The sequence below is a fragment of the Caulobacter sp. GW821-FHT10C03 genome, assembly GCF_059415485.1.
In genome coordinates this window covers 282,337-304,473 of sequence record NZ_JBWKNI010000004.1, presented here as the reverse complement: position 1 = coordinate 304,473, position 22,137 = coordinate 282,337, and the positions used below count along the sequence as shown (strand labels likewise).

General features: G+C 69.0%; 22 protein-coding genes. 12 read left to right on the top strand and 10 right to left on the bottom strand.

The window, feature by feature from the left end:
- Nucleotides 1-67 precede the first annotated feature (67 nt).
- Both AC07NG_RS07300 and AC07NG_RS07295 read left to right on the top strand, forming a co-directional pair.
- Nucleotides 68-1,186, top strand: coding sequence for a Rieske 2Fe-2S domain-containing protein (locus AC07NG_RS07300; RefSeq protein WP_494592997.1), 1,119 nt, complete (start codon nucleotides 68-70; stop codon nucleotides 1,184-1,186).
- Nucleotides 1,174-1,983, top strand: coding sequence for a CPBP family glutamic-type intramembrane protease (locus tag AC07NG_RS07295; RefSeq protein WP_494592995.1), 810 nt, complete (start codon nucleotides 1,174-1,176; stop codon nucleotides 1,981-1,983). The genes AC07NG_RS07300 and AC07NG_RS07295 overlap by 13 nt, the downstream gene beginning before the upstream one ends.
- A 285-nt stretch (nucleotides 1,984-2,268) precedes the next feature.
- Here the strand turns inward: AC07NG_RS07295 and AC07NG_RS07290 are convergent, their stop codons facing one another.
- Entirely contained in the window at nucleotides 2,269-2,844 is a 576-nt protein-coding gene (locus AC07NG_RS07290) for an SH3 domain-containing protein (RefSeq protein ID WP_110119238.1), read from the bottom strand.
- Between the two features lie 257 nt (nucleotides 2,845-3,101).
- Here AC07NG_RS07290 and AC07NG_RS07285 point away from each other — a divergent pair, with 257 nt between their 5' ends.
- Together AC07NG_RS07285 and AC07NG_RS07280 are read left to right on the top strand one after the other, a co-directional pair.
- Entirely contained in the window at nucleotides 3,102-4,580 is a 1,479-nt protein-coding gene (locus AC07NG_RS07285) for a hypothetical protein (RefSeq protein WP_494592993.1), read from the top strand.
- 168 nt (nucleotides 4,581-4,748) lie between these two features.
- Complete coding sequence (locus tag AC07NG_RS07280; protein WP_494592992.1) at nucleotides 4,749-6,440, top strand: acyl-CoA dehydrogenase family protein; 1,692 nt, start codon at nucleotides 4,749-4,751, stop codon at nucleotides 6,438-6,440.
- 175 nt (nucleotides 6,441-6,615) lie between these two features.
- On the opposite strand, the gene AC07NG_RS07275 is transcribed toward AC07NG_RS07280, so the two are convergent.
- The 3 genes from AC07NG_RS07275 to AC07NG_RS07265 form a co-directional block, all read right to left on the bottom strand.
- A complete protein-coding gene (locus AC07NG_RS07275; RefSeq protein WP_494592990.1) occupies nucleotides 6,616-7,221 on the bottom strand; it encodes a TetR/AcrR family transcriptional regulator in 606 nt (201 codons plus the stop codon).
- 134 nt (nucleotides 7,222-7,355) lie between these two features.
- A complete protein-coding gene (locus tag AC07NG_RS07270) occupies nucleotides 7,356-8,003 on the bottom strand; it encodes a TetR/AcrR family transcriptional regulator (RefSeq protein ID WP_110119245.1) in 648 nt (215 codons plus the stop codon).
- Nucleotides 8,000-8,218: a CC0731 family SpdR-regulated protein gene (locus tag AC07NG_RS07265; RefSeq protein ID WP_110119254.1), complete on the bottom strand. Its 219-nt coding sequence runs from the start codon at nucleotides 8,216-8,218 to the stop codon at nucleotides 8,000-8,002. The genes AC07NG_RS07270 and AC07NG_RS07265 overlap by 4 nt, the downstream gene beginning before the upstream one ends.
- A 310-nt stretch (nucleotides 8,219-8,528) precedes the next feature.
- On the opposite strand from AC07NG_RS07265, the gene AC07NG_RS07260 reads away from it, so the two are divergent.
- From AC07NG_RS07260 to AC07NG_RS07245, 4 genes are read left to right on the top strand one after another with little or no spacing between them, the layout of a single operon-like run.
- Nucleotides 8,529-8,726, top strand: a complete 198-nt coding sequence (locus AC07NG_RS07260) for a twin transmembrane helix small protein (protein ID WP_494592988.1) — start codon at nucleotides 8,529-8,531, stop codon at nucleotides 8,724-8,726.
- Between the two features lie 47 nt (nucleotides 8,727-8,773).
- Nucleotides 8,774-9,352, top strand: coding sequence for a cob(I)yrinic acid a,c-diamide adenosyltransferase (locus tag AC07NG_RS07255; RefSeq protein ID WP_492854426.1), 579 nt, complete (start codon nucleotides 8,774-8,776; stop codon nucleotides 9,350-9,352).
- Nucleotides 9,353-9,375: 23 nt separating this feature from the next.
- A complete protein-coding gene (locus AC07NG_RS07250) occupies nucleotides 9,376-10,077 on the top strand; it encodes a type 1 glutamine amidotransferase (protein WP_494592986.1) in 702 nt (233 codons plus the stop codon).
- Between the two features lie 38 nt (nucleotides 10,078-10,115).
- Nucleotides 10,116-10,781 (top strand): Isoquinoline 1-oxidoreductase subunit, encoded by a 666-nt coding sequence (locus AC07NG_RS07245; protein WP_494592984.1) that lies wholly within the window; start codon nucleotides 10,116-10,118, stop codon nucleotides 10,779-10,781.
- Nucleotides 10,782-10,970: 189 nt separating this feature from the next.
- On the opposite strand, the gene AC07NG_RS07240 is transcribed toward AC07NG_RS07245, so the two are convergent.
- The 6 genes from AC07NG_RS07240 to AC07NG_RS07215 form a co-directional block, all read right to left on the bottom strand.
- Complete coding sequence (locus tag AC07NG_RS07240) at nucleotides 10,971-11,747, bottom strand: polysaccharide deacetylase family protein (protein WP_494592982.1); 777 nt, start codon at nucleotides 11,745-11,747, stop codon at nucleotides 10,971-10,973.
- 13 nt (nucleotides 11,748-11,760) lie between these two features.
- Nucleotides 11,761-13,011 (bottom strand): GAF domain-containing sensor histidine kinase, encoded by a 1,251-nt coding sequence (locus AC07NG_RS07235; protein WP_494592980.1) that lies wholly within the window; start codon nucleotides 13,009-13,011, stop codon nucleotides 11,761-11,763.
- Between the two features lie 129 nt (nucleotides 13,012-13,140).
- A complete protein-coding gene (locus tag AC07NG_RS07230) occupies nucleotides 13,141-14,106 on the bottom strand; it encodes a helix-turn-helix domain-containing protein (RefSeq protein ID WP_492854432.1) in 966 nt (321 codons plus the stop codon).
- A gap of 4 nt (nucleotides 14,107-14,110) precedes the next feature.
- The gene (locus tag AC07NG_RS07225) at nucleotides 14,111-15,184 is read right to left on the bottom strand and encodes an acetamidase/formamidase family protein (RefSeq protein WP_494592978.1); all 1,074 of its coding nucleotides are present in this window, start codon (nucleotides 15,182-15,184) and stop codon (nucleotides 14,111-14,113) included.
- A gap of 22 nt (nucleotides 15,185-15,206) precedes the next feature.
- Nucleotides 15,207-16,013, bottom strand: coding sequence for a 4,5-DOPA-extradiol-dioxygenase (gene ygiD, locus AC07NG_RS07220; protein ID WP_494592976.1), 807 nt, complete (start codon nucleotides 16,011-16,013; stop codon nucleotides 15,207-15,209).
- A gap of 1 nt (nucleotide 16,014) precedes the next feature.
- Nucleotides 16,015-17,217: an aromatic ring-hydroxylating oxygenase subunit alpha gene (locus AC07NG_RS07215; protein WP_494592974.1), complete on the bottom strand. Its 1,203-nt coding sequence runs from the start codon at nucleotides 17,215-17,217 to the stop codon at nucleotides 16,015-16,017.
- Between the two features lie 273 nt (nucleotides 17,218-17,490).
- Here AC07NG_RS07215 and AC07NG_RS07210 point away from each other — a divergent pair, with 273 nt between their 5' ends.
- The 4 genes from AC07NG_RS07210 (at nucleotide 17,491) to AC07NG_RS07195 (ending at nucleotide 22,109) form a co-directional block, all read left to right on the top strand.
- On the top strand, nucleotides 17,491-18,366 hold the full coding sequence (locus AC07NG_RS07210) for a TauD/TfdA dioxygenase family protein (RefSeq protein WP_494592973.1): 876 nt from the start codon (nucleotides 17,491-17,493) through the stop codon (nucleotides 18,364-18,366).
- Between the two features lie 208 nt (nucleotides 18,367-18,574).
- A complete protein-coding gene (locus AC07NG_RS07205) occupies nucleotides 18,575-19,405 on the top strand; it encodes an oxidoreductase (protein ID WP_494592971.1) in 831 nt (276 codons plus the stop codon).
- A gap of 15 nt (nucleotides 19,406-19,420) precedes the next feature.
- Complete coding sequence (locus AC07NG_RS07200) at nucleotides 19,421-19,906, top strand: VOC family protein (RefSeq protein WP_494592969.1); 486 nt, start codon at nucleotides 19,421-19,423, stop codon at nucleotides 19,904-19,906.
- Nucleotides 19,907-20,120: 214 nt separating this feature from the next.
- A complete protein-coding gene (locus tag AC07NG_RS07195) occupies nucleotides 20,121-22,109 on the top strand; it encodes a methylmalonyl-CoA mutase family protein (protein WP_494592967.1) in 1,989 nt (662 codons plus the stop codon).
- Nucleotides 22,110-22,137 lie beyond the last annotated feature (28 nt).

Genomic DNA, 22,137 nt, shown 5'->3' with positions numbered 1-22,137 from the left:
GGGGATTTTGCGGGAGAGGACGTTCACGCCCTTAAAATGCCGGGCTACTGACGTTAGAACCCCGATCATGCCCGCCGACGACGCTCGTATCGCTTCCCCTGCCGCCGGCGCCGCCAAGGCCCCGCCCGCCAAGTTCGGCAAGGGCTTCCTGTTCGACGCCTGGTACTATGCGGCCCTGTCGCGCGAGGTGAAGACCGGCAAGCTTGCCCGCTACGAGATCCTCGGCGAGCCGGTGCTGGTCAGCCGGGGCAAGGACGGCAAGGTGTTCGCCATCCGCGACGTCTGCCCGCACCGCGCCGCGCCGCTGTCGGGCGGCAAGCTGACGCAGGAGGCCGACGGCCGCTCCAGCGTCGAGTGTCCCTATCATGGCTGGCGGTTCGGTTCGGACGGCGTCTGCGCCTCCATCCCCTCGCTGACCAGCGACCAGAGCCTGGAAGTCTCGCGCATCCGCGTGCGGCGCTACCCCGCGGCCGAGAGCCAGGGGATGGTGTTCGTCTGGATCAGCAGCGATCCGCGCTTCGATGGCGAGCCGCCGGAAGCCCCGCCCGAGTTTCCCGGCGTGGTGGGCGGCCAGGCCAAGATCGTCGACTCGATGATCTTCGAGACCCACATGGACCACGCGGTGGTCGGGTTGATGGACCCCACCCACGCCCCCTATGTGCACGAGGCCTGGTGGGCCCGCTCGTCCAAGCGCCAGTCGGAGAAGACCAAGGTCTTCGCGCCCTCGCCTGAGGGCTTCGTCATGCGCCGCCACGGGCGCAGCAAGGCCAACCGCCTCTACGACATCCTCGGCGGCGCGCCTGAGATCGAGATCACCTTCCGCCTGCCCGGCTATCGCTGGGAGCACATCGTGGTCGGCAAGCATCAGGTGCTGGCCCTGACCTGCCTGACGCCGCTGACCGAGACCAGCACCCGGATCAGCCAGCTGATCTGGTCGGACCATCCGGTGATGGCCTTCCGCGCCCTGATCGCCCCCTTCGCCCGCGAGTTCCTGCGCCAGGACGGCCGCATGGTGAACCTGCAGAACGAGGGGCTGAAGTACGACCCGGCCCTGATCTGGATCGACGACGCCGACACCCAGGCCAAGTGGTACCAGCAGCTGAAGCGCGAATGGGTCGCCAGCCGGACCGAGGGCCGGCCCTTCGTCAATCCGGTCAAGGAAACCACGCTGAAGTGGCGCAGCTGAGCGACCGGCTTGGCGTCCATCTGGGCGACGAATACGACCGCGATCTGCGCGCGGCGCTGCTGACGGCGTTGCTGGAAAGCGGCGCGACGCTGAAGAACCGTTGGTCCGGCGTCGGCGGCTCGCAGGATGTCTCGCACGAGGCGTGGGAGACCGCCCACGGCGTCGTGGTGGTCGAAGCCGAGACCTATGTCGGCCTGTCGATCGAGGGGCCGAAAGAGGTCGTCGAGGCCGTGATCGCGCGGCTCGCCGAGGTGCGCGCGCGACCCCCGGCGCCCCAACCGCCTTCGACGCCGCTTCGCCTGGTCGCTCGCCGGCTGGTCTTGCTGCTGCGGACCCTGCCCGACGCGGCCGGCTGGCGGTGGTGCGCGCTGGCGGCCGTGATCTGCGGCGCGCTGATGGCGACGATCGGCTTCTCGACCGGCCTCTATCGCCTGACCGAGACGGCACCGGGCCTGCCGTTGCGGCTGCTGGCGGTCTGGATCATCCCGGCCCTGGGCGAGGAGCTGCCGTTCCGCGGCCTGCTGCTGCCCGGCCGCGACGAGACCCGGCGGCCCTGGCTGTGGGTCGTCGTCTCGACCGCGCTCTACGTCGCCTGGCATCCGCTGGAGACCCTGACCTTCCTGCCGCACGCGACGACGTTCCTGCGCGGGGACTTCCTGCTGTGCACGGCGATCCTGGGCCTCGCCTGCGCCGCCATGCGGCTGCGGACGGGATCGCTGTGGCCGGCGGTGCTGCTGCACGGCGGCTTCGTGGTGGTCTGGCAGACCTGGCTGGGCGGCGTCAGCGCGCTGGGGTGAGGGGGCGGGTGCTCTAATCCAACCTCCCTTCCTCCCGTCATTCCCGCCCTTGTGGCGGGAAACCCTGGTTCCATTCGCAAGTGAAGCTCAAGCGGTCCGCCCCCATCCACCCTTGCGGCGGACAGAGGGGTTCCCGCCACAAGGGCGGGAATGACGGGTGTTTTAGGGTAGTGGCGAAGCACTTCCGCCAAACGCGAAAAGCCCGCCTGGCCAGGGGGGGAAGGGCCAGGCGGGCTCGCACGGAGCGCGCGGGGGACGGGGTTGGGGGCGCGCCCCTAGCGTCCGTTAGGCGCGGTAGACGTAGGCGCTGGAGACGTAGCCGACGCCGACGCCGTTCTGGCCGACCAGGATCCACTTGCCGTCGCCGGTGCGACCCAGGGCCTGGAAGGTCTCGCCGGTGACGACCGAGCCGACGCGCTGGCCGCGGGTCGAGGCCGAGGCGCGCAGGTTCAGGTTCGAGCGGGCGACGTACTTGCCGCTGATCTTGGTCATCGGCGCGGCGTCGATGTTGTGCGAGATGCGGATGCCGTTGCTGGTCTTGTAGGCCCCGCCGACGTCACGGGCGGCGTCCTTCTTCTGCATGTTGCAGCCGACGTAGGAGCCGGCGCCCGCGCCGACCACGGCGCCGATGGCGGTGCCCGTGCCACGGTCGTTCTTGGCCAGGTTCGAGCCGGCGACAGCGCCCAGCAGGCCGCCGATCACGGCGCCGGTTTCCTGCTTCTTGCCTGAGGCCTGGCAGCCGACGACGCCGCCCAGGCGCTGTTCGACGGCGTTGGCGGCCGGGGCCGCGGCCATGGTGAAGGCGGTGGCGGCGGCGGCGATGGTCAGACCGATGGTCTTCAGAGTGGTGGTCTTTTGCATGGCGAGTGTCCTTCGTCCCTTATGATTTTGCCGGGGCGCGTCGGCCCCGTGAGACGCAACATGGCAGGGCGAAGCTGAACCGCGCCGTCAGGTCGTTCGACAGAATTCGTTCATGTTGAAATTTTTCGCGGAGACCGGTCAGGCGTCGCTTTTCGCGCCTCTGGGGTCGTGGTGTCGAAATACACAACCAGAAGGATCATCATCCGTCATGATGCGGCCGCCACGCGGCCCGCAACACCGCGTCGGGGAGGGATGTCATGAGGAAGATCGCTTTCGCGGCGGCCGCGGCCGTCGTGCTGGGCGCGGGACTGTGGGGCTGCGGCAAGGCTCCGGAAGCGTCCAAGCCCGAGGTCCTGCTGGATGCGGCGGTGATCACGCCCGTGCCGCTGCCGACCACCGCCGACTATCCGGTCGCCCAGGCCACGATCCAGGGCTGGATCAACACCAGCAACACCGCGGCCATCCGCAACCACGCCTGGCAGCTTTGGCAGGCCATGTCGCAGCCATCGGGCCAGGTGTTCAACGGCCAGGACCTGCCCATCTGGGACACCTGGGCCGGCAGCAACGAAGTGTTCCCGCCGGCTCCGACCGGCCTGCAGGCGACGGCCAATACGCCCAAGACGACCGTGGCCGACCGGGTCAAGGCGCCGCGCTCGCCGCACCAGTTCATCTCGCCCAACCAGTTCCACCACGGCCGGGGCGGGATCCCCAGCCCGCAGTTCGACGGCGCCATCACCGCGTTCAACAAGTTCAGCCCCGAGGCGGCCGCCTTCATCGACTCGACCCAACAGGGACCGGGCGGGACCTACACCTATTCCAACGGCAACGACCTGGGCCTGCTGAACGCGGCCTGGCCGGCCACGACGCCGGCCCAGAACCGCACGATCAACGCCTTCCCCCAGCGCGGCATCGAGCTCAAGCCGGTGTTCGGCCTGGTCAAGGCCACGGGCCTGACGATCCAGCCGCTGTGGCAGGGGCCGTCGGCCTCGACCAACGCCACCAACCCGATGCCGCCGACCTGGACCACCTGCGTGCTGATCGATCCGAACGGCAAGGGCGCGGTGCGTCCGGCCACCAAGGAAGAGATCGCCCAGGCCCCCAACGCCGCCGGCGCGGCCTATTTCAGCGCCTGCAAGACCTTCCTGTGGGGGCCGCTCAGCAGCTTCTACGCGGTCAAGCTCAGCGCCGCCGAAGCCGCCGCCTTCAACGCCGCCAACGCCCCGCCGCCCACGCCCGCGCCGCCCCTGGCCGCCAAGGGCGACTACGCGGTGCTGCAGGCCATGCACGTCAACACCAAGGAAATCCCGTTCTGGACCTGGCAGACCTTCTGGTGGCAGCCGGGCGGCGACACGCCCAACGGCTTCCCCGGCAGCAAGCAGGGCCAGCCCTCGTCGCTGAAGACGCCGTGGAACAACTACGCCAGCTGCACGGCCTACGACCAGACGACCACGCCGGGCGGCTCGACCATGACGGTGTGCTTCAACCCCTATCTGGAGACCAGCACCCAGATCCCGTCGGGCATCACCTCCAACTGCATGAGCTGCCACGGCGTGGCGGTGATCGCGGCGAACGCGCCGTATCCGGCGAACTACACCGCGCCGATCTCGTTCTTCACCGACACGACCTACTTCACCACCAGCAACACCCAGGCCGACTTCTCGTGGGCGGTGGCTGGTGCGGCGGTGGTGCCGCCGACGACGACCGCCAAGGCTCCCGCGGCCGCCAAGCCCAAGTAGCCTGACGCGCGCCCGTCCTTCGGGGCGGGCGCGCGCTCTCCTGATCCGATCCTGATCTAAGGGCCATGCCGCGCGCAACCGCATGCTGCGTCGCGGCATTGCTCGCAGGTGCGAAAGAGATCAGAGTGCCGGAAAAATAGAAGTACGGCGCAGGGGAGTTCGAGAGCCATGACCGACGCGGTCGCCCAGGAGTCCAAGTCCCTGATCCTTCCCGGCCTGACCGGTCTGCTGCGCGAAGCGGCGACCTCGGCCCAGCTGTTCGTGGCCGAGGCCAAGCCGGCGGTGAAGGCGGCTGTCAGCGGCGAGGACGGCAGGATCGACCGCAAGCTGGCCGACGCCCAGCAGCACGCCGTGCACGGTTTTGGCTGGTACGCCGCCTATGCCGAGCTGATGAACCAGGTCGCCGGCTGGGCCGAGCGGCTGGAAGGCGAGGGGCGGTTCGGCGAGATCGAGGCCCTGCTGGCCCAGCTTCTCTTCAGTGAATACGCCGCCCAGTTGATCGGCGGCGTGCCGATGAACCAGGGCGAGATCGTGCGTCCCGCCCATCTCGTCACCGACCGCTCGGTGATGAACCGCCTGTTCTCCAACGGCATCATGAAGCTGATGGTCGAGGGCGGGACCCAGGCCGTTAAGACCCGCGTCGCCCAGCGCCTGGCCGAGGCCCGAGGACGTCCTACGCTCGAGCACACCGGTCTCGACGAGACCTTCGAGATGATCCGCGACCAGTTCCACGCCTTCGCCGAGGAAAAGGTCACGCCCTTCGCCCACGACTGGCACCTGAAAGACCAGCTGATCCCGATCGAGCTGGTCGAGGAACTGGGCGCGCTGGGCGTGTTCGGCCTGACCATTCCCGAGGAATACGGGGGCAGCGGCATGGGCAAGACGGCCATGTGCGTGGTCTCCGAAGAGCTGTCGCGGGCCTGGATCGGCGTCGGCTCGCTGGCCACCCGCTCGGAGATCGCCGGCGAGCTGATCCTGACCGGCGGCACCGAAGCGCAGAAGCAGTACTGGCTGCCCAAGATCGCCAGCGCCGAGATCCTGCCGACGGCCGTCTTCACCGAGCCCAACACCGGTTCCGACCTCGGGTCCTTGCGCACCCGCGCCGTGCTGGAGGGCGAGCACTATGTGGTGACCGGGAACAAGACCTGGATCACCCACGCCGCCCGCGCCGACGTCATGACCCTGCTGGTGCGCACCGACCCGGCCACCACCGACTATCGCGGCCTCTCGATGCTGCTGGCCCCCAAGCCGCGCGGCGTCGAAGGCGACGACTTCCCGGCCCAGGGCATGAGCGGCGGCGAGATCGGCGTCATCGGCTATCGCGGCATGAAGGAATACGAGCTGGGCTTCGACGGTTTCGCCGTACCGGCCGAAAACCTGCTCGGCGGCGTGCCGGGCCAGGGCTTCAAGCAGCTGATGGCCACCTTCGAGAGCGCCCGCATCCAGACGGCCGCCCGCGCGGTGGGCGTGGCCCAGGCGGCGCTGGAGGTCGGGCTGTCCTACGCGCTGGACCGCAAGCAGTTCGGCGACGCGATCTTCGCCTTCCCCCGGGTGCACAACAAGCTGGCCATGATGGCGGCCGAGATCATGGGCGTGCGACAGCTGACCTATTTCGCCGCCCGCCAGAAGGACGAGGGCAAGCGCTGCGACCTCGAGGCCGGCATGGCCAAGCTGATCGCCGCCCGCGTCGCCTGGGCCGCCGCCGACAACGCCCTGCAGATCCACGGCGGCAACGGCTTCGCCATGGAATACGCCGCCAGCCGCCTGCTGGCCGACGCCCGCATCCTCAACATCTTCGAGGGCGCCGGCGAGATCCAGGCCCAGGTCATCGCCCGGCGCCTGCTGGAAGACGGGAACTAGCGAGAGGCCCTTCTCCCCTTGCGGGAGAAGGTGGCGGTCGAAGACCGACGGATGAGGGGTCTCTCAGACTTGAGACGCCTCACCCAGCCTGGACACCGCACGCAGCTTCGATTTCTGAGAGACCCCTCACCCGACCCCGCTCCGCGGGCCACCCTCTCCCGCAAGGGGAGAGGGGTCAGCCCCTTGGCCGCCAGCCGCTGGCGATCAGGCCGATCTGGCGGTCCATGGCCGCCGACATCGTCGTGGCGTCGGCGCCCTGGGCGGCCGCCAGGCGGTAGTTGGAGGCGTAGCAGGCCTTCAGCACTTCCACCGTCAGGGCGAAGTCGAGATCGGGGCGCACGTCGCCGCGGCCGACGCCGTCGCGCAGCACCATCTCCAGCATGTCGGCCAGGTGTTCGTTGCGGCCGTAGGGGGTGACCCCCGGGTCGTTGGTCGGGCTGTAGGAAGCCGCGATGTGGGCCAGGAACAGCCGCACCCGCCGCGTCTCGAACTCGTAGTGGATGGCGAAGATCGAGCACAGCCGATCCGCCGTGGTTCCGCGCAGGAACGGCAGCACCCGGTCGAACTCGGCATAGAGATCGCCGAGCCGGCGCTGCATCACATGGCTGAGCACCTCGGCCTTGGAGGCGAAGGTCGTGAAGACGCTGCCCACCGACACGCCCGCCCGTTCGGCGATGGCGCGGATGGTCGTCTCTTCGTAGCCGGTCTCGTTGAACAGGTCGCGCGCGGCCTCGAGCACGCGCTCGCGCGTCGCCTGTTTCTGTTCGTCACGTACGCCCACGCAGTTCCCCCTCCGGACACGCAGCGCTGATTGCACATCGACCCGAACGCCCGACCCCAACGGACGTCCGCATCGTCATTCTTTTCGTTGGCCTGGCCGACCGGGGGACGATCCGCCCCCCGGCGGGACCGTCCTCAGGCGCGCGCGCCGGCGAGGATCAGCGTGAGCTGTTCGCGCAGGTGAGCCACCAGGTTCTCGACCGTCCAACCGTCGAAGACGGCGCGGCGATAGTTGGCGACATACACGTCCCAGGCGATCTCGGCCACGAGTTTCGTGTTGACGTCGGCCTTCAGTTCGCCGGCCTTCACACCGCGCTCCAGGGCGTCGTTGATCAGGGCGAACAGGTGCTTGATGTCGCCGCGGGCGCGCTTCTCGGCGGCGTCCGAACGGGTCCAGGAAACGGCGATGCTGGCTTGCAGCAGCGGCAGTTGCTCCAGGTGGAAGCTGTAGGCCACGCCGAACAGGCCGATCAGGGCGTCGGCGACGTTCTCGCCGTCGCGAGCCGCCTGCTTCATCTGGGCGTAGATGACTTCGTAGTCGGCGGTCAGGATCTCGTCGAACAGCTCGCTCTTGTCCGAGAAGCTGGCGAACACCGCGCCGGTCGACATGCCGGCGGCCTGGGCGATGTCACGGATCGTGGCGCCTTCGTAGCCGCGCTCGCTGAACAGCTGGCGGGCGGCCGACAGCACGCGTTCGCGGGTGCGCTGCTTGGCGAGCGCCCGGCGGGTCAGCTTCACCGGGGTTTCGGAACCGGACTCGATGTTGACGGATACAAAGCTCATGCGGCGGCCTCCAGGCGGGCGAGCGCGGCTTCAGCGCGCTTTTCAAATTCGATGCAGTACTCGTCGACGACGTTTTGAAGGACGTCGGCGTAGCGGCGGGCGAGGTCGCGCCCATCCTGGGCGGCGTCTCGAAGGTCGATGATCAGTTGGCGGACTTCCGCCAGGGCTTCTTCCCGTTCGGAGGGAGCCGCGGTGAGCCGGGCGCTCTGCGACATGTCGTCTTCTCTCCAGACCGACCGCGGAAACAAACTGCGCTGAACGATCCGCGGCTGGGTGTCGATCATGTTCAACGAACGCGCACTGTGAATTCAGGTGGGGCCGTCTACCCTTGTGCGCAAGGGATTTCAACCCACAAATATAGCCAAAATCGATGAACCTTGGCTGATTTTCGTTCTATGGTAGCGCTCATCATCCGTCGATGCGACAAATGCACTCAACGAACACACTCGCCGAACGTGTTCTGTGAACTTTGGGGTGAGTTGGGCTGCGCTGGCGTTCCCTTGGGCTCCGGCCTAGGTTGGCGCCATGGCCAACCTGTTTCAGATCCTGATCCCCGTCGCCCTGTTCGCCGTGCTGGCGACGTTGTGCGTCGGGATCTACGCCCTGTTCCGCGGCGGCGACTTTGGCCGGTCCTATTCCAACCGGCTGATGCGGCTGCGCGTGGTGCTGCAGTTCATCGCCGTGCTGGTGCTGGTGGCCGCCTTCTGGTGGAGCCACCGCTAGCTTCACTAGTCTGCTGATTTTGCAGCTTTGTTTCAGAGGGTAACGGGATGGTCGTCCTGAACCGCATCTATACCCGCACGGGCGACAAGGGCTCGACGCGGCTGTCGACGGGCGAGCCGGTCAGCAAGGCTTCCCTGCGGGTCGAGGCCTATGGCGGGGTCGACGAGACCAACGCCTTCATCGGCGTCGCCCGCCAGCACGCGAGCGAGGATCCCGAGCTCGACGCCATGCTGGAGCGCATCCAGAACGACCTCTTCGACCTCGGCGCGGATCTCGCCACCCCCGAGCAGAACGAAAAGCCCGAATGGGAGCCGCTGCGGGTGGTCGAGGCCCAGGTCGAGCGTCTGGAGGCCGAGATCGACCTGATCAACGAACGCCTCTCGCCGCTGACCTCGTTCGTGCTGCCGGCGGGGTCGGCGCTGTCGGCCGCCCTGCACGTGGCCCGCACCGTCTGCCGCCGGGCCGAGCGCACCTGCGTGGCCCTGGCCGCCACCGAGGGCGAGATCGTCGGCCAGCCGGCGCTGAAATATCTCAATCGCCTGTCGGACCTCTTGTTCGTCGCCGCCCGACGCGCCAATTCCGACGGCGCGCGGGACGTGCTGTGGAAGCCCGGCGCGACGCGATAACGGGAAGACCCGACGGGAAGACGATGCGTATTGGTATCCTGGAGACGGGCGAGCCGCCCGAAAGCCTGATCCCCGACCACGGCCGCTACGGCGGCATGTTCCAGCGCCTGCTGGGGCCGGTCCACGACTACACGACCTTCGACGTCCAGGCCGGCGAGCTGCCCAAGGCGGTGGACGTTTGCGACGCCTGGCTGGTCACCGGCAGTTCGGCGGGCGTCTATGACGACCTGCCATGGATCACGCCGCTGAAGGGTTTCCTGGCCAACGCCCGCGACAAGGCGCCGATCGTCGGGGTCTGTTTCGGCCACCAGGTGATGGCCGAGGCCTTCGGCGGCAGCGCCGTGAAGTCCGAGCGCGGCTGGGGCATCGGCCTGCAGAGCTATGCGGTGTCGCACGCGGCCGGCTGGATGGATGACGGCTCCAGCGTCAGCGCGCCGGGCTCGCACCAGGACCAGGTCGTGGCCCTGGCCCCCGGCGGGCGGGTGCTGGCCGGCAGCGCCTTCACCCCGTTCGGCGTGCTGGCCTATGGCGACAAGGCCATGTCGATGCAGTTCCACCCGGAGTTCGACGTCGCCTACGCCAGGGCGCTGATCGAGAGCCGGCGCGGCACGCGGTTCTCGGAGGTCGAGGCCGACGCGGCGGTGGCCTCGCTGGCCGCCCCCAACGACAGCCGCCGCATCGCCGTCTGGATCGAGCGCTTCCTGAACGAGGCAACCGGCGCCTGATCCTGGCCGTTGCAGGGTTGGGGGAGACGGAGATGCCGATGCCCCGCCCCGCCGCCCTGCTGCTGATCGCCGGCCTTGCCCTCGCGGGCGGGGCATTGGCGGTCGGGGCCCTGGCGCAGGACGAACCGCCGGCTGGCGCGGGCGCGTCGCCGCCCCCGTCCCCGGTCGTGCTGAAGACCGCCGCCGACTTTCAGGCGATCAAGGACCCGGCCGCCCGCTCGCTGGCCCTCTTCGCCGAGGCCGGCAAGGTGATCCAGAGCCCGCGCTGCCTGAACTGCCACCCGGCCACGCGGGTCCCGACCCAGGGCGATGATTTGCATCCGCACGATCCGCCGATGGTCGCCGGCGAGGCCGGTCATGGGCCGGACGGCCTGCCGTGCCGGTCGTGTCACGGCCCGGCCAACGTCGCGACCTTCGGCGAGCACATCAAGAGCATGCCGGGCGATCCGAAGTGGGCCGTGGCGCCGGCGAAGATGGCCTGGCAGGGCAAGTCGCTGGGGGCGATCTGCGCCCAGCTGAAGGATCCCGCCCGCAACGGTGGCAAGACCCTGGCCCAGTTGCAGCAGCACATGGCCCACGACCACCTGGTCGGCTGGAGCTGGACCCCCGGCGAGGGCCGCAAGCCCGCGCCGGGAACGCAGGCCCAGCTGGGCGAGCTGGTGCAGGCCTGGATCGACACCGGCGCCAAGTGCCCGAAGGCTTAGGGCGGATCGACATTCGGCTGTTCGCGACCTTCAAATCCGCGCATCCCCGCGAAGGCGGGGACCCAAGCTGGATTTCAGGATGAGGCGTGACCGTGGATCGATCGCAACCTCGGCTTGGATCCCCGCCTTCGCGGGGAGGCTCGGTGAAAAATGAGCCCAAACCGGTGAATGTCGATCAGCCCTAGAAGCTCACGGATGGGCCGCGGCCCAGTCCATGACCTCCTGCAACGGCGCCACCCACACCTGGTCGGGATGGGCCTTCAGCCAGGCCAGCAGTTCCTGGTGCGCCGGGTTGGAGACCTGCAGATAGTCGCCGCCCACGCCGTGGAACAGGAACACCGCCACCCCGCCGCCGGCCGCGGCGCTCTTGGCGAAGTCGATCAGCTGGGCGCCGGTCACGCTCTCCGGAAAGCCGCGCGAGGGGACGTGCATCGGGTCGATCCTGGCGCCGGCCAGGTCCTCCGGCGTCGTCACCACGCCGCGCGCATAAGTCACCAGGCCCGAGGCCCGCAGCGCCTCCAGATAGTCGACGCCGCCGGCCTTGCTGGCCCCGCAGGGCGTGGCGAAGCCGTGGCGGGTCTTGCCGTCGATGGCGGTCAGCAGGACGTTCTGCTGCTCGATCTCCTTGAGCAGGCTGGCGGGCGTATAGGCCTCGGCGACGTAGCGCGGATCGGCCGGGAAGTTGGCCGCCGGGCAGGCGTGGAAGATCGTGTGGTTGGCCAGCTCGTGGCCTTCGGCGGCGGCGGCTCGCCAGCGCGGGATGTCGGCCGCCTTGACGCCCGACAGGAAGAAGCTGCCCTTGAAGCCCGCCGCGTCCAGGGCCGGCACGGCGTTGTCGAGCTGCGAGACCAGGGCGTCGTCATATGTCAGGGCCACGGCCGCCTTGGCGCCGTTCGGCCACTGGGCGGCGCAGGCGGCGGAGACACCGCACGCCAGGCTCAGGACGATCGCCAGCAAGGTCTTCATAGGCGCGCGCTCCCTAAAGCCGCTTGGAGAACGAGAAGCGGGTTTCCTGGTCGTCGGACTCCAGCGCCAGGGCGCCGCCGTGGGAGCGGGCGATCTCCGAGGCGATGTAGAGGCCAAGGCCCAGTCCCTGCTGCATCTCGGCCGACCCGCGCGTGAAAGGCTGGAACAGCTTGGCCATCGTCTCCGGCGGGATGGCCGGGCCGCCATTGACCACCGCCAGCACGAACAGGCCGTCGCGGGTGACGGCCTCGACCCTCACCGGCTTGGCCGGGTCGCCGTGGGTCAGGGCGTTGCCCAAAAGGTTGGACAGCATCTGGGCGATCCGGGCCTGGTCGCAGACGACCGTCTGGCTCACGGCGATCTCGGACTCGATCCGCCGATGCGGCTGGGCGCTGCGCAGTTCGGCGACCAGCTGCTCCAGCGACTGGTTCAGCGCCTCTGGCGGCACGGCGCGGGCCTCGAGCCCGAAGCCGCCGCCCAGCCGCACGCGGGCGAAATCCATGACGTCGTCGATCAGCCCCGCCATCCGCGCGACGCTCTGATCCATCTGACGGAGGATGAACTCGGCCTTCTCGCGCGTCGGCTCCTTGCGCAGCAGCCGGGTTCCGCCGTTGATCGCCGCCAGGGGATTGCGCAGGTCGTGGCCGAGCACGGCGATGAACTGGTCGCGCAGCTCGGAGGCCCGCTGCGAGGTGGCCAGGGCGACCTGGCTTTCGGCAAGGCGGTCCTGGGCGTCCAGGTGGCTGCCGATCAGCTTGGCGAACAGCTCGAAGGTCGCCAGGGCCTGGGTGCCCCGCAGATTGGCCGGGCGGGGGTCGATGGCGCACAAGGTGCCGAAGAACTGGCCGTTGTGGTGGATCGGCGTCGAGATGTAGCTCTGCAGGCCGTATTTCAGCGGCGTGTGGTGGTCGCGCCAGATCGGATCTTCGGCCACATGGTCGATGACCACGGCCATCTGGTTGTCGCGGATCTCGTCGCAGATGGTGGTGGCGACCTCGAGTTCGCCGCCGGGCAGCAGGCCAAAGCCGATCTCGTCGCGCACGGCGCAGGCCATCCAGCGGTCCTTGGTGACCCGGGCCACCGCGGCGAAGCCCATGCCCGTGGTCCGGCAGACCACTTCCAGGATCTGGGGCACCACCTCGATCTTGGCGACCTTGGCGACATCGGCCAGCAGCTCGGGCAGGGCGGCGTCCCGAGGCGTCGACGCCTTGGCGGTCAGGTCGTCGGGAAGGTCGTCGATGGTCGTGCCGTTCTCGGAATCCATGCGCCCCTCCCAGAACACCCTGACAACCCACTGGGATGGGTTTCGCGAAGAGGCTTCCGACCTCTCATCGACAGAGCATAGCAAGGCCGGCCGCCAGGGCGCCATAGGCCGTGCGAGCGACGCCGGACCTCAAGCCGCGACCCGCTCCTCGTCGCGCACGCTGCGGCGGAAATCCCGGGGCGAGCAGCCGTACTGGTCGCGGAAGGCGCGGCTGAAGTGGGCGCTGCCATTGAAGCCCCAGCGGAAGCAGATCTCCGAGATCGACAGCCGGGCGAACTGCGGGCTGGCCAGGTCGTTGCGGCAGCGCTCCAGGCGTCGCGTGCGCAGATAGTGGCTGAAGGTCTCCTCCACCCCCTCGAACAGCTTCTGCACGTAGCGCGGCGAGACGCCCTCCTCGTCGGCCACCCGGCGGATGGTCAGGTTCGGGTCGGGCAGCAGGGTCTCGATGGTCTGGCGCAGGCGCTGCAGGTGGGCGCTGCGGGCGTCGGTCGGCCAGGCCGCGCCGCGCTCCTCGCCGGCCTCCAACAGGCACAGGCCCAGGAACTCGGCCAGGGCCAGCTCCACGGGCCGCAGTTGGTCGACGGTCAGGTCCTCCAGCGCGTCGGCGGTCGAGCGCAGCAGGCCCGACAGGATGTGCTTGACCCCGCCTTCCCCCCGAAGGCGACCCACGCGAAGCGCGCGCGGCGCGACCAGCCGGTGGTTCAAAGCGACGCGCGGGGCGCGGACGAACATCAGCCGGCAGCGGGTGGCCAGCCGCAGGGCCGCCGCCTGGCCCGTCGGCCCAAACGCGATGTCGCCGATCGACAGGTCCTCGGCCAGGTCGTCGCTGACTACCGCCGCCTGGCCGTCGAGCAGCACCGCCATCCACACCGCCGCCGGCTGGTTGGTCAGGCGACCCGAGATGGTCTGGGCCCCGGCGTTGACCAAAGCAAACTCGATGCCCAGCGGACTGGTCAGGCAGACCACCGAGGTCGAGGCCGGCTCCAGATCCGACAGGCTCTCGACCGGCAGGCCCAGGCGCGACATGGCCTCGCGCCAGGCGTCGGCCCGCTCGGCGCGGGGGTAGCTGTCGGTGCTGAACGACCAGGCGCGCAAGGCCTCAGGTTCTCTTCGGAAAGATATCGCGCGGGATGCGCACGTGGCAGCCCTGCTTGCCGTCGACCACCTGGGTGACGCCGAAGTCGGAGGCCACGCTCATCAGCGAATAGGCGTCGTTCTTGGTCAGGCCGACGTGGTCGGACAGCAGGCTCAGCATGTTGAGGGAGGCTTGGCGCATGGCCACGTTGAGATCCTCGTCGAACCCGTGGACGATCCACCACTTGGGGGTCTCCAGCAAAGGCCCCGGGGTCTCGAAATCCTTGCGAAGGACGATCTGCATCAGGACGTTGAGCGAACTTTCGATCGCTGTGCCTGAAAGTTCGCCATCGCCCTGGCTGACGTGGGGATCTCCGATGGAGAACAGTCCGCCCTCCACCTGGACGGGATAATACATCGTCGCCCCGGCCCCGATCCGCCAGTTGTCGATGTTGCCGCCGTGCAGGCCGGGCGGGATGGTGCTGACGCGGCCGTCGACGGCCGGCGCGACGCCGGCGGTGCCCAGGTGCGGACGGGCCGGGATGCGCACGCCGGGCAGGGCGCTCTGGCGGTCGCATTCGGGGCAGTTGGTGATGGTGCCGGGCGTCAGGTACTTGCCCGGGAAGTCGTAGGCGTAGAGGGCGCTGGCGGTGTTGTAGTCGGCGTCGAGCTCGTAGATCGTCACCCGCTCCTTCTCGCCGAACTCCTTGTAGAGATAGCCCCAGTTGGCCGCGAGGTTGGAGCCGTAGTTGTTGCGCGGGACCATGCGCAGGTAGCGCACCTCCAGCACGTCGCCGGGCTTGGCGTCCTCGATCCAGATCGGCCCAGTCATGATGTGGACGCCGGGATTGCGGTCGTCCTCGGGCACCTCGGTGAAGATCCGGGTGATCGCCTCGTCCATCATCAGGTCGGGGGCGTCGCCGGCGTGGTGAGTGATGGCCTCGGCCTGGATCAGGTCGCCGCTCTTGATGCGGAGGGCCGGCTTGATCGACGGATCGAAGTATCCCCAGTGGATGGTCTCGGGCGTGGCCTTGAGGTGGTGCAGGGCGCCGGGCGCGACGTCGGGACGGACCTGGCCGGGTTCGCAGATGAAGGGCATCGGAGTCTCCGGAAAATGAGGGTCAGGCCGCGGCCAGCGTGACGCTGGTCATGCTCAGCGAGCCGTGCTCGATGTGGTCGGGGGAAAAGCGGGCGACATCGCCGGGCAGGCGCGCGCCCAGCACGTAGAGCAGCGGCCAGTAGTGGTCGGGCGTCGGCACGGACCGGCGGGCGTCCTCGCCGAGCTTCTCGAATTCCACGGCGGTCAGCGGCTGGTCGTCGGCGATGGCCGCCTTGATCGCCTCGTTGAAGCGCTGCGACCAGTCGTAGGGCGCGCAGTGCCGGTCGCCCCAGTCCATGGCCGGCAGGTTGTGGACGATGTTGCCGGTGCCGACGATCAGCACGCCTTCATCCCGCAGCGAGGCCAGGCGCTTGCCCATCTCGTAGTGCCATTCGGGAGACTTCGTGCCGTCCATCGACAGCTGGATCACCGGCACGTCGGCTTCGGGCCAGGCCTTGCACAGCACCGACCAGGTCCCGTGGTCCAGGCCCCACTGCCGCTCGTCCAGCACCACCGGGATCTCCGGGGCCAGCAGGTCGCGGACACGGGCCGCGAGATCCGGCGAGCCCGGCGCCGGGTACTGCACCTCGAACAGGGCGCGGGGGAACGAGGCGCCGAAGTCGTGGATGGTGCGGGGATTGCTCATGGCCGTGACGCCGACGCCCTTGGTGATCCAGTGGGCCGAGACGCAGAGGATGGCCTTGGGCTTGCCGTGCCTGGCCTCGATGTCGGCGGCCATGGCGCGCCAGGTCTTGGTGGTGTCGTTGGTTTCCAGGGCGATCATCGGGCTGCCGTGACCGAAGAAGACGACGGGAAGGCGCGAGGTCATCTCAGGCGGCCTCCACCGGAGCGGCGGGCGCCGCGCTGCCCTTCAGCCGCGCCCATTGGGCCTGGTAGCGCGGGGCGAGCCAGCGGTTGAACTGCACCTGCGCGCCCTCCTGCCAGCTGTAGCGGCCCCGGATGGCGAAGCGCGAGCGCAGGCCCTTCTGGACCAGCTCGTCGACATGCATGTCCTGGGCGATGATCTGGCCGGCCGAGGTCATGATCATCTCCAGCCGCTCCTTGAAGCCGTAGGAGTCGCGCGCGCCGGGAGCGACCAGGATGCCGGTGTCCTGGGCCATGGTCTCCGGCCCGGTGGGGCGCAGGATCAGGTAGATGACCATGTCGCTGGTCATCACGAGCGACAGGGTCGGCGGGATGTTGGCGAAGGTCGCCCGGCCCCGGTCCTCGTCCGACAGCTTGGGGAAGATCGGCAGCACCGCCTTCTGGGTCGGGTTGAAGCTGGCGTCGGGGTGCAGGGTGCCGTTGTAGCGCAGGAAGCCGGCATCGCCGGGCGCGGCCTCGGGGAAGCTGGCCAGCTCGCTGGGAATGAAGTCGTGCAGTACGCCGCGATGCAGCTTGCTGGCGTGGTAGCCGTCGTTGTTGTTCTCGAACATCACCTTCCAGTTCCAGGCGAACTGGCCGGTCATGGGCTCGAGCGCCTCGGCGGTCTCGAGGTCGAAATTGGCGATGGCGGCTTCGACGGCGGCCAGGCGCGGGGCCAGCGGCGGCGCCTCGGCGTCGAAATTGACGAAGATGAAGCCCAGCCAGATCTCGACCTTGAAGGTCGGCAGGCTGACCTTCTTCTTGTCGAAGCCGCAGGTGCGGTCCATGGCCGGGGCGTTCACCAGGTCGCCGTTCAGCGAATAGACCCAGTGGTGATAGGGGCACACGAAGCCGCGGGCGTTGCCCTTGCCCTCGGCCACCAGCATGGCGCGGTGCTGGCAGACCGACGACATCGCCTTGATCTCGCCGGCCCGGTTGCGGGTGACCAGGATCGGCTCGCCGACGATCTCGGTGGTGAAGAAGTCGCCGGGCTCCTGCACCTGGTCCACCCGGCCCACGCACAGCCACTCGCGGTCGAACAGGGCGGCCTTCTCGAACTCGTAGAACGCGGTGTCGGTGTAGCAGGCCGGCGGCAGGGTCTCGGCCGCGCCCACCTCGTGGGTGGAGCTGGACAGCCCGTCGAAGAAGGCGTCGCTGAACAGGGTCACGGCCGGGCGCTCGCTTTGGGAGGAAGACCCCTCAAGGCTGGCGCCGCGACACGCCCCGGTCTTGCTCCAGCGCGCACGAAAACTTGGTCAGCCGCAGGGGCGCGCCGCGCCGTCGCCCGCCGAACGGGCGCTGCTGTCGCCGGGGCGTACAGGAGGCGGTTTTTTGACCATACGCGCACGAGATGGGGGAAAGAGAGAGGGCGCTCTGAGGCAAGACCGTGGTTTTTCAGCCGCCTAGGCTTGCCGCCATACAGTCACCCGAAGGTCGATCCCATGCTCGCCGAAGCACCGCCCGCCCTGGCCACCAAGCCCCTCAAGAAGGGCGCGCAAGACGACTTCGGCGCGGAGATCCTGAACATCGACCTGCCGACCGCCTCGGACGCCGAACTGGACGGCGTGGTCGCCGCCTTCCACGCCCACGGGGCGGTGCTGGTGCGCGACCAGACGATGACGCCGGACGACCTGATGGCCTTCATCGGCCGGTTCGGCGATCCGGAAGACCACACCCAGACCCGCTTCACCCTGCCGGGCTATCCGAAGATCTTCATCCTCTCCAACCGCGTCGTCGACGGCCAGCCGATCGGGGCTCACAACGACGGCGTCGGCTGGCACACCGACTATAGCTACAAGCCAGAACCGGTGATGCTGACCATGCTCTATTGCGTGGAAGCGCCGGAGGAAGGCTCCGACACCCTGCTGGCCGACGGCTGCGCCGCCTGGAACGCGCTGTCGCCTGAGAAGCAGGCCGAGCTGCTGCCGCTGCGACTGCACCACAGCTACAAGCACTTCATGGCCACCCGCACCTTCGGCGAGCAGATGATCCTGTCGCCCGAGATGGAGGCGGCCAATCCCGACGTCGAGCACCCGCTGATCCGCACCCACCCCTCGGACGGCCGCAAGGCGCTGTGGCCCTCGACCGGCACGGTGACCGAGGTGATCGGCAAGCCCGGCTCCGAGGGCCTGGCCCTGCTCGACGAACTGGTGGAGTTCATGACGCAGGAGCGTTTCGTCCACGCCCACAAGTGGCGGCCCGGCGACATCCTGATGTGGGACAACCGCTGCACCCTGCACACCGGCACGCTGTACGACGACACGAAGTACTTCCGGACGATGCACCGCCTGTGGGTGAGGGGCGATAAGCCGTTCTGACGCTCTCAGATGCTCCCCCTTTGGGGGAGCTGTCGGCGGAGCCGACTGAGGGGGCCGCCGAAGGCGGCGCTGGGGGGGGGGGGGGGGGGGGGGGGGGGGCCCCCGCCGAACGCGGCGCTGACCCCCTCCGGCCCTCCGGGCCACCTCCCCCAGAGGGGGAGGATCTGGTTTGTTGCGCCTCCCCAAACCCGTGCGGAGCTTTTCGAACATGACCCAGACCTGGCTGATCACCGGCGTATCCGGCGGGCTCGGGCGCGAGATCGCCGCGGCGGCGCTGGCGCGGGGCGACGTCGTGGCCGGCACGGTGCGCAAGAAGGCCGACGTCGCCGCCTTCGAGGCCCTGGCGCCTGGCCGCGCCCACGGCCTGGTCATGGATGTCACCGACCCGGTCGCCGTCGTGAACGCCGTGAAGGCCGCCGAGGCCCTGACCGGCCAGATCGACGTGCTGGTCAACAACGCCGGCTACGGCCTGGTCGGCGCGGTCGAGGAGGCCTCGCTGGAAGAGGTCCGCGCTCAGTTCGAGACCAACGTCTTCGGGCCGCTCAGCGTGCTCAAGGCCGTGCTGCCGGCCATGCGGGCGCGGCGGGCGGGGCGGATCGTCAACGTCACCTCGGTCTCGGGCCTGGCGGTCTGGGCCGGCACCGGGGTCTACTGCGCCAGCAAGTGGGCCCTGGAAGGCCTGACCCAGACCCTGGCGGCCGAGGTCGCCGAGCTGGGGATCAAGGTGACCAATGTGGCCCCCGGCGGCCTGCGCACCAGCTTCGCCAAGGGCTCCAAGACCGTCGTGGCCGACAAGCTCGCCGACTATGACGGCCTCGCCCGCGACGCCGAACGGATCATGGCCGACCACGCCGGATCCGAGCCCGGCGACCCGAAGAAGGCCGCCCTGGCGGTGCTGGCCGTCGTCGATGCCACCGAGCCGCCCCTGCATCTGCTGCTGGGCGAAGACGCCCTGCACTACGCCGGCTACGCGATCGACGGCCTGAAGGCCGACATCGACGCCTGGCGCGACCTCTCCCTTTCCATCGCCTTCGACTGACCCAAAGGACCGCCCGTGACCAACACCCTGATCTTCGTCGACCTGGCCAGCGACGATCCCGCCAAGGCCGGCGAGTTTTACGCTGAGGTGTTCGGCTGGCAGAACGACGCCCGGCCGCAGGGGATCTATCACCGCATGGTGCCCGGCGGTCAGTTCAAGAACCCAGACGGCTCCGACAGCCAGATCGGCAACCTGCACCTGGGCATCTTTGACGCCGCCAACGCCCGTCCGCACCCGGAGAGCGCCGGCGTCGAGCCCCGCACGCTCTCCACCGACGGCCGCAAGCCGCGCATCTGGATCCTGATCGGCGACGACGACAGCGCCGACCGCATCCTGGGGACCGCCGAGAAGCTGGGCGCGACCCTGCTGTGGCGTGACCACTACTGGGCCGAGTTCAACGGCTACAACCACGCCTTCCGCGACCCCTGGGGCAACGAGATCGTGCTGTGGGGTAAGGCGGGCGCGGAGCCGCAGGTGCCGGAGAGCTTCAGCCGGGAGTAGCCGCCTAGCGGCGGCCCCCTCAGTCGCTCCGCGACAGCTCCCCCAGAGGGGGAGCATCTGCGCCGCGTAATCCTCCCCCTTTGGGGGAGGTGGCCCAGAGGGCCGGAGGGGGTCCCGCGCAGCGGGTAACGCACCTGCGAAGCCTCATATTGCACCGCACCCAACACCGGCGCATCATCCGGCGATAACCAGAAAAGATCGCCGGGAGCGCAGGATGTCGGACAAGGCCTATCAGCACGCGCCCGATCCGCCGTGGATCTTCCGCACCTATGCCGGCCACTCGACGGCCGAGAAATCCAACGCGCTCTACCGCTCGAACCTGGCGCGCGGCCAGACCGGCCTGTCGGTGGCTTTCGACCTGCCCACCCAGACGGGTTACGACCCCGACCACATCCTCTCCCGCGGCGAGGTCGGCAAGGTCGGGGTGCCGATCAGCCATCTGGGCGACATGCGCGCCCTCTTCAGTGAGATCCCGCTGGAGAAGATGAACACCTCCATGACCATCAACGCCCCGGCCGCCTGGCTGCTGGCGATGTATGTCGCGCTCGCCGACGAGCAGGGGGCGGATCGGGGCCTGCTGCAGGGCACCACTCAGAACGACCTGATCAAGGAATACCTGTCGCGCGGGACCTACATCTTCCCGCCGGGGCCGAGCCTGCGGCTGATCGGCGACATGATCGCCTGGTGCTATCGCGAGGTTCCGAAATGGAACCCGATGAACGTCTGCAGCTACCATCTGCAGGAGGCCGGCGCGACGCCGGAGCAGGAGCTGGCCTTCGCCCTGGCCACGGCGATCAGCGTGCTCGACACCGTGCGCGCCGGCGGCCAGGTGCCCGAGGAAGACTTCGAGATCGTCGCCTCGCGGATCAGCTTCTTCGTCAACGCCGGGGTGCGGTTCGTCACCGAGCTCTGCAAGATGCGCAGCTTCACCAAGCTGTGGGACGAGATCCTGCTCGAGCGCTACGGCGTGCAGGACAAGAAGGCCCGCCGCTTCCGCTACGGGGTGCAGGTCAACTCCCTCGGTCTCACCGAGCCGCAGCCCGAGAACAACGTCTACCGCATCCTCATCGAGGCCCTGGCCGTCACCCTGAGCAAGGACGCCCGCTGCCGGGCCCTGCAGCTGCCGGCCTGGAACGAGGCCCTGGGCCTGCCGCGGCCTTGGGACCAGCAGTGGTCGCTGCGGCTGCAACAGGTGCTGGCCTACGAAACCGACCTGCTGGAATACGAAGACCTGTTCGCCGGCAGCCACGTGGTCGAGGCCAAGGTCGCCGAGCTGTCCAAGGGGGCGCTGGACCAGCTGGCCCTGATCGACGAGATGGGCGGCGCCGCCAGCGCCATCGACTACATGAAGGCCGAGCTGGTTTCCTCCAACGCCAAGCGGGTGCGGGCGGTTGAGACCGGCGACCTCACCGTGGTCGGCGTCAACCGCTGGACCGACAGCGAGCCCTCGCCCCTGTCGGCCGGCGAAGGGAACATCGAGACCATCGACCCGAAGCTGGAGGCCGAGGTCGTCGCCCGCATCCAGGCCTGGCGCGCGGATCGCGACGCCGCCGCCGTCGAGGCCGCCCTGGCCGATCTGAAGGTCGCCGCGACCGACGGCCGAAACATCATGGAGCCCTCGATCACCGCCGCCAAGGCCGGCGTCACCACCGGCGAATGGGCCGGCGCCTTGCGCGAGGTGTTCGGCGAATATCGCGGCCCGACGGGCGTGGCGATCGTGGTCTCCACCGGCGAGGCCGAGGATGTCGAGGCGGTGAAGGCCGAGGTCGAGCGGGTGTCGCAGGTTCTGGGCCGCACGCTCACCTATCTCGTCGGCAAGCCGGGCCTGGACGGCCACTCCAACGGCGCCGAGCAGATCGCCACCCGGGCCCGGGCCTGCGGCATGGAGGTGGTCTATGACGGCATCCGCTCGACGCCCGAGGAGATCGTCCGCCGCGCCAAGGAAAGCCGGGCGCACGTCGTGGGCCTGTCGATCCTGTCGGGCTCGCACCTGGATCTGGTGCAGGAGGTGGTGCGGCTGATGCGGGCGCAGGGCCTCGACCACATCCCCGTCGTCGCCGGCGGCATCATCCCCGAGGCCGACGCCCTGATCCTCAAGCAGATGGGCGTGGCGCGCATCTATACGCCCAAGGATTTCAGGATCACGGAGATCATGGGCGACGTCGTGCGACTGGTCGAGGCGACGGCCTTGGAGCAGGCTTGAGCGTGGTTGATCGCCGCCACGGCCACGC

Bases quoted from the DNA above. Each gene is read 5' to 3' on its own strand.
- AC07NG_RS07300 (WP_494592997.1), top strand. From the start codon at position 68: ATGCCCGCCGACGACGCTCGTATCGCTTCCCCTGCCGCCGGCGCCGCC.
- AC07NG_RS07290 (WP_110119238.1), bottom strand. From the start codon at position 2,844: ATGCAAAAGACCACCACTCTGAAGACCATCGGTCTGACCATCGCCGCC.
- AC07NG_RS07285 (WP_494592993.1), top strand. From the start codon at position 3,102: ATGAGGAAGATCGCTTTCGCGGCGGCCGCGGCCGTCGTGCTGGGCGCG.
- AC07NG_RS07280 (WP_494592992.1), top strand. From the start codon at position 4,749: ATGACCGACGCGGTCGCCCAGGAGTCCAAGTCCCTGATCCTTCCCGGC.
- AC07NG_RS07270 (WP_110119245.1), bottom strand. From the start codon at position 8,003: ATGAGCTTTGTATCCGTCAACATCGAGTCCGGTTCCGAAACCCCGGTG.
- AC07NG_RS07265 (WP_110119254.1), bottom strand. From the start codon at position 8,218: ATGTCGCAGAGCGCCCGGCTCACCGCGGCTCCCTCCGAACGGGAAGAA.
- AC07NG_RS07260 (WP_494592988.1), top strand. From the start codon at position 8,529: ATGGCCAACCTGTTTCAGATCCTGATCCCCGTCGCCCTGTTCGCCGTG.
- AC07NG_RS07255 (WP_492854426.1), top strand. From the start codon at position 8,774: ATGGTCGTCCTGAACCGCATCTATACCCGCACGGGCGACAAGGGCTCG.
- AC07NG_RS07250 (WP_494592986.1), top strand. From the start codon at position 9,376: ATGCGTATTGGTATCCTGGAGACGGGCGAGCCGCCCGAAAGCCTGATC.
- AC07NG_RS07245 (WP_494592984.1), top strand. From the start codon at position 10,116: ATGCCCCGCCCCGCCGCCCTGCTGCTGATCGCCGGCCTTGCCCTCGCG.
- AC07NG_RS07240 (WP_494592982.1), bottom strand. From the start codon at position 11,747: ATGAAGACCTTGCTGGCGATCGTCCTGAGCCTGGCGTGCGGTGTCTCC.
- AC07NG_RS07235 (WP_494592980.1), bottom strand. From the start codon at position 13,011: ATGGATTCCGAGAACGGCACGACCATCGACGACCTTCCCGACGACCTG.
- AC07NG_RS07225 (WP_494592978.1), bottom strand. From the start codon at position 15,184: ATGCCCTTCATCTGCGAACCCGGCCAGGTCCGTCCCGACGTCGCGCCC.
- ygiD (WP_494592976.1), bottom strand. From the start codon at position 16,013: ATGACCTCGCGCCTTCCCGTCGTCTTCTTCGGTCACGGCAGCCCGATG.
- AC07NG_RS07210 (WP_494592973.1), top strand. From the start codon at position 17,491: ATGCTCGCCGAAGCACCGCCCGCCCTGGCCACCAAGCCCCTCAAGAAG.
- AC07NG_RS07205 (WP_494592971.1), top strand. From the start codon at position 18,575: ATGACCCAGACCTGGCTGATCACCGGCGTATCCGGCGGGCTCGGGCGC.
- AC07NG_RS07195 (WP_494592967.1), top strand. From the start codon at position 20,121: ATGTCGGACAAGGCCTATCAGCACGCGCCCGATCCGCCGTGGATCTTC.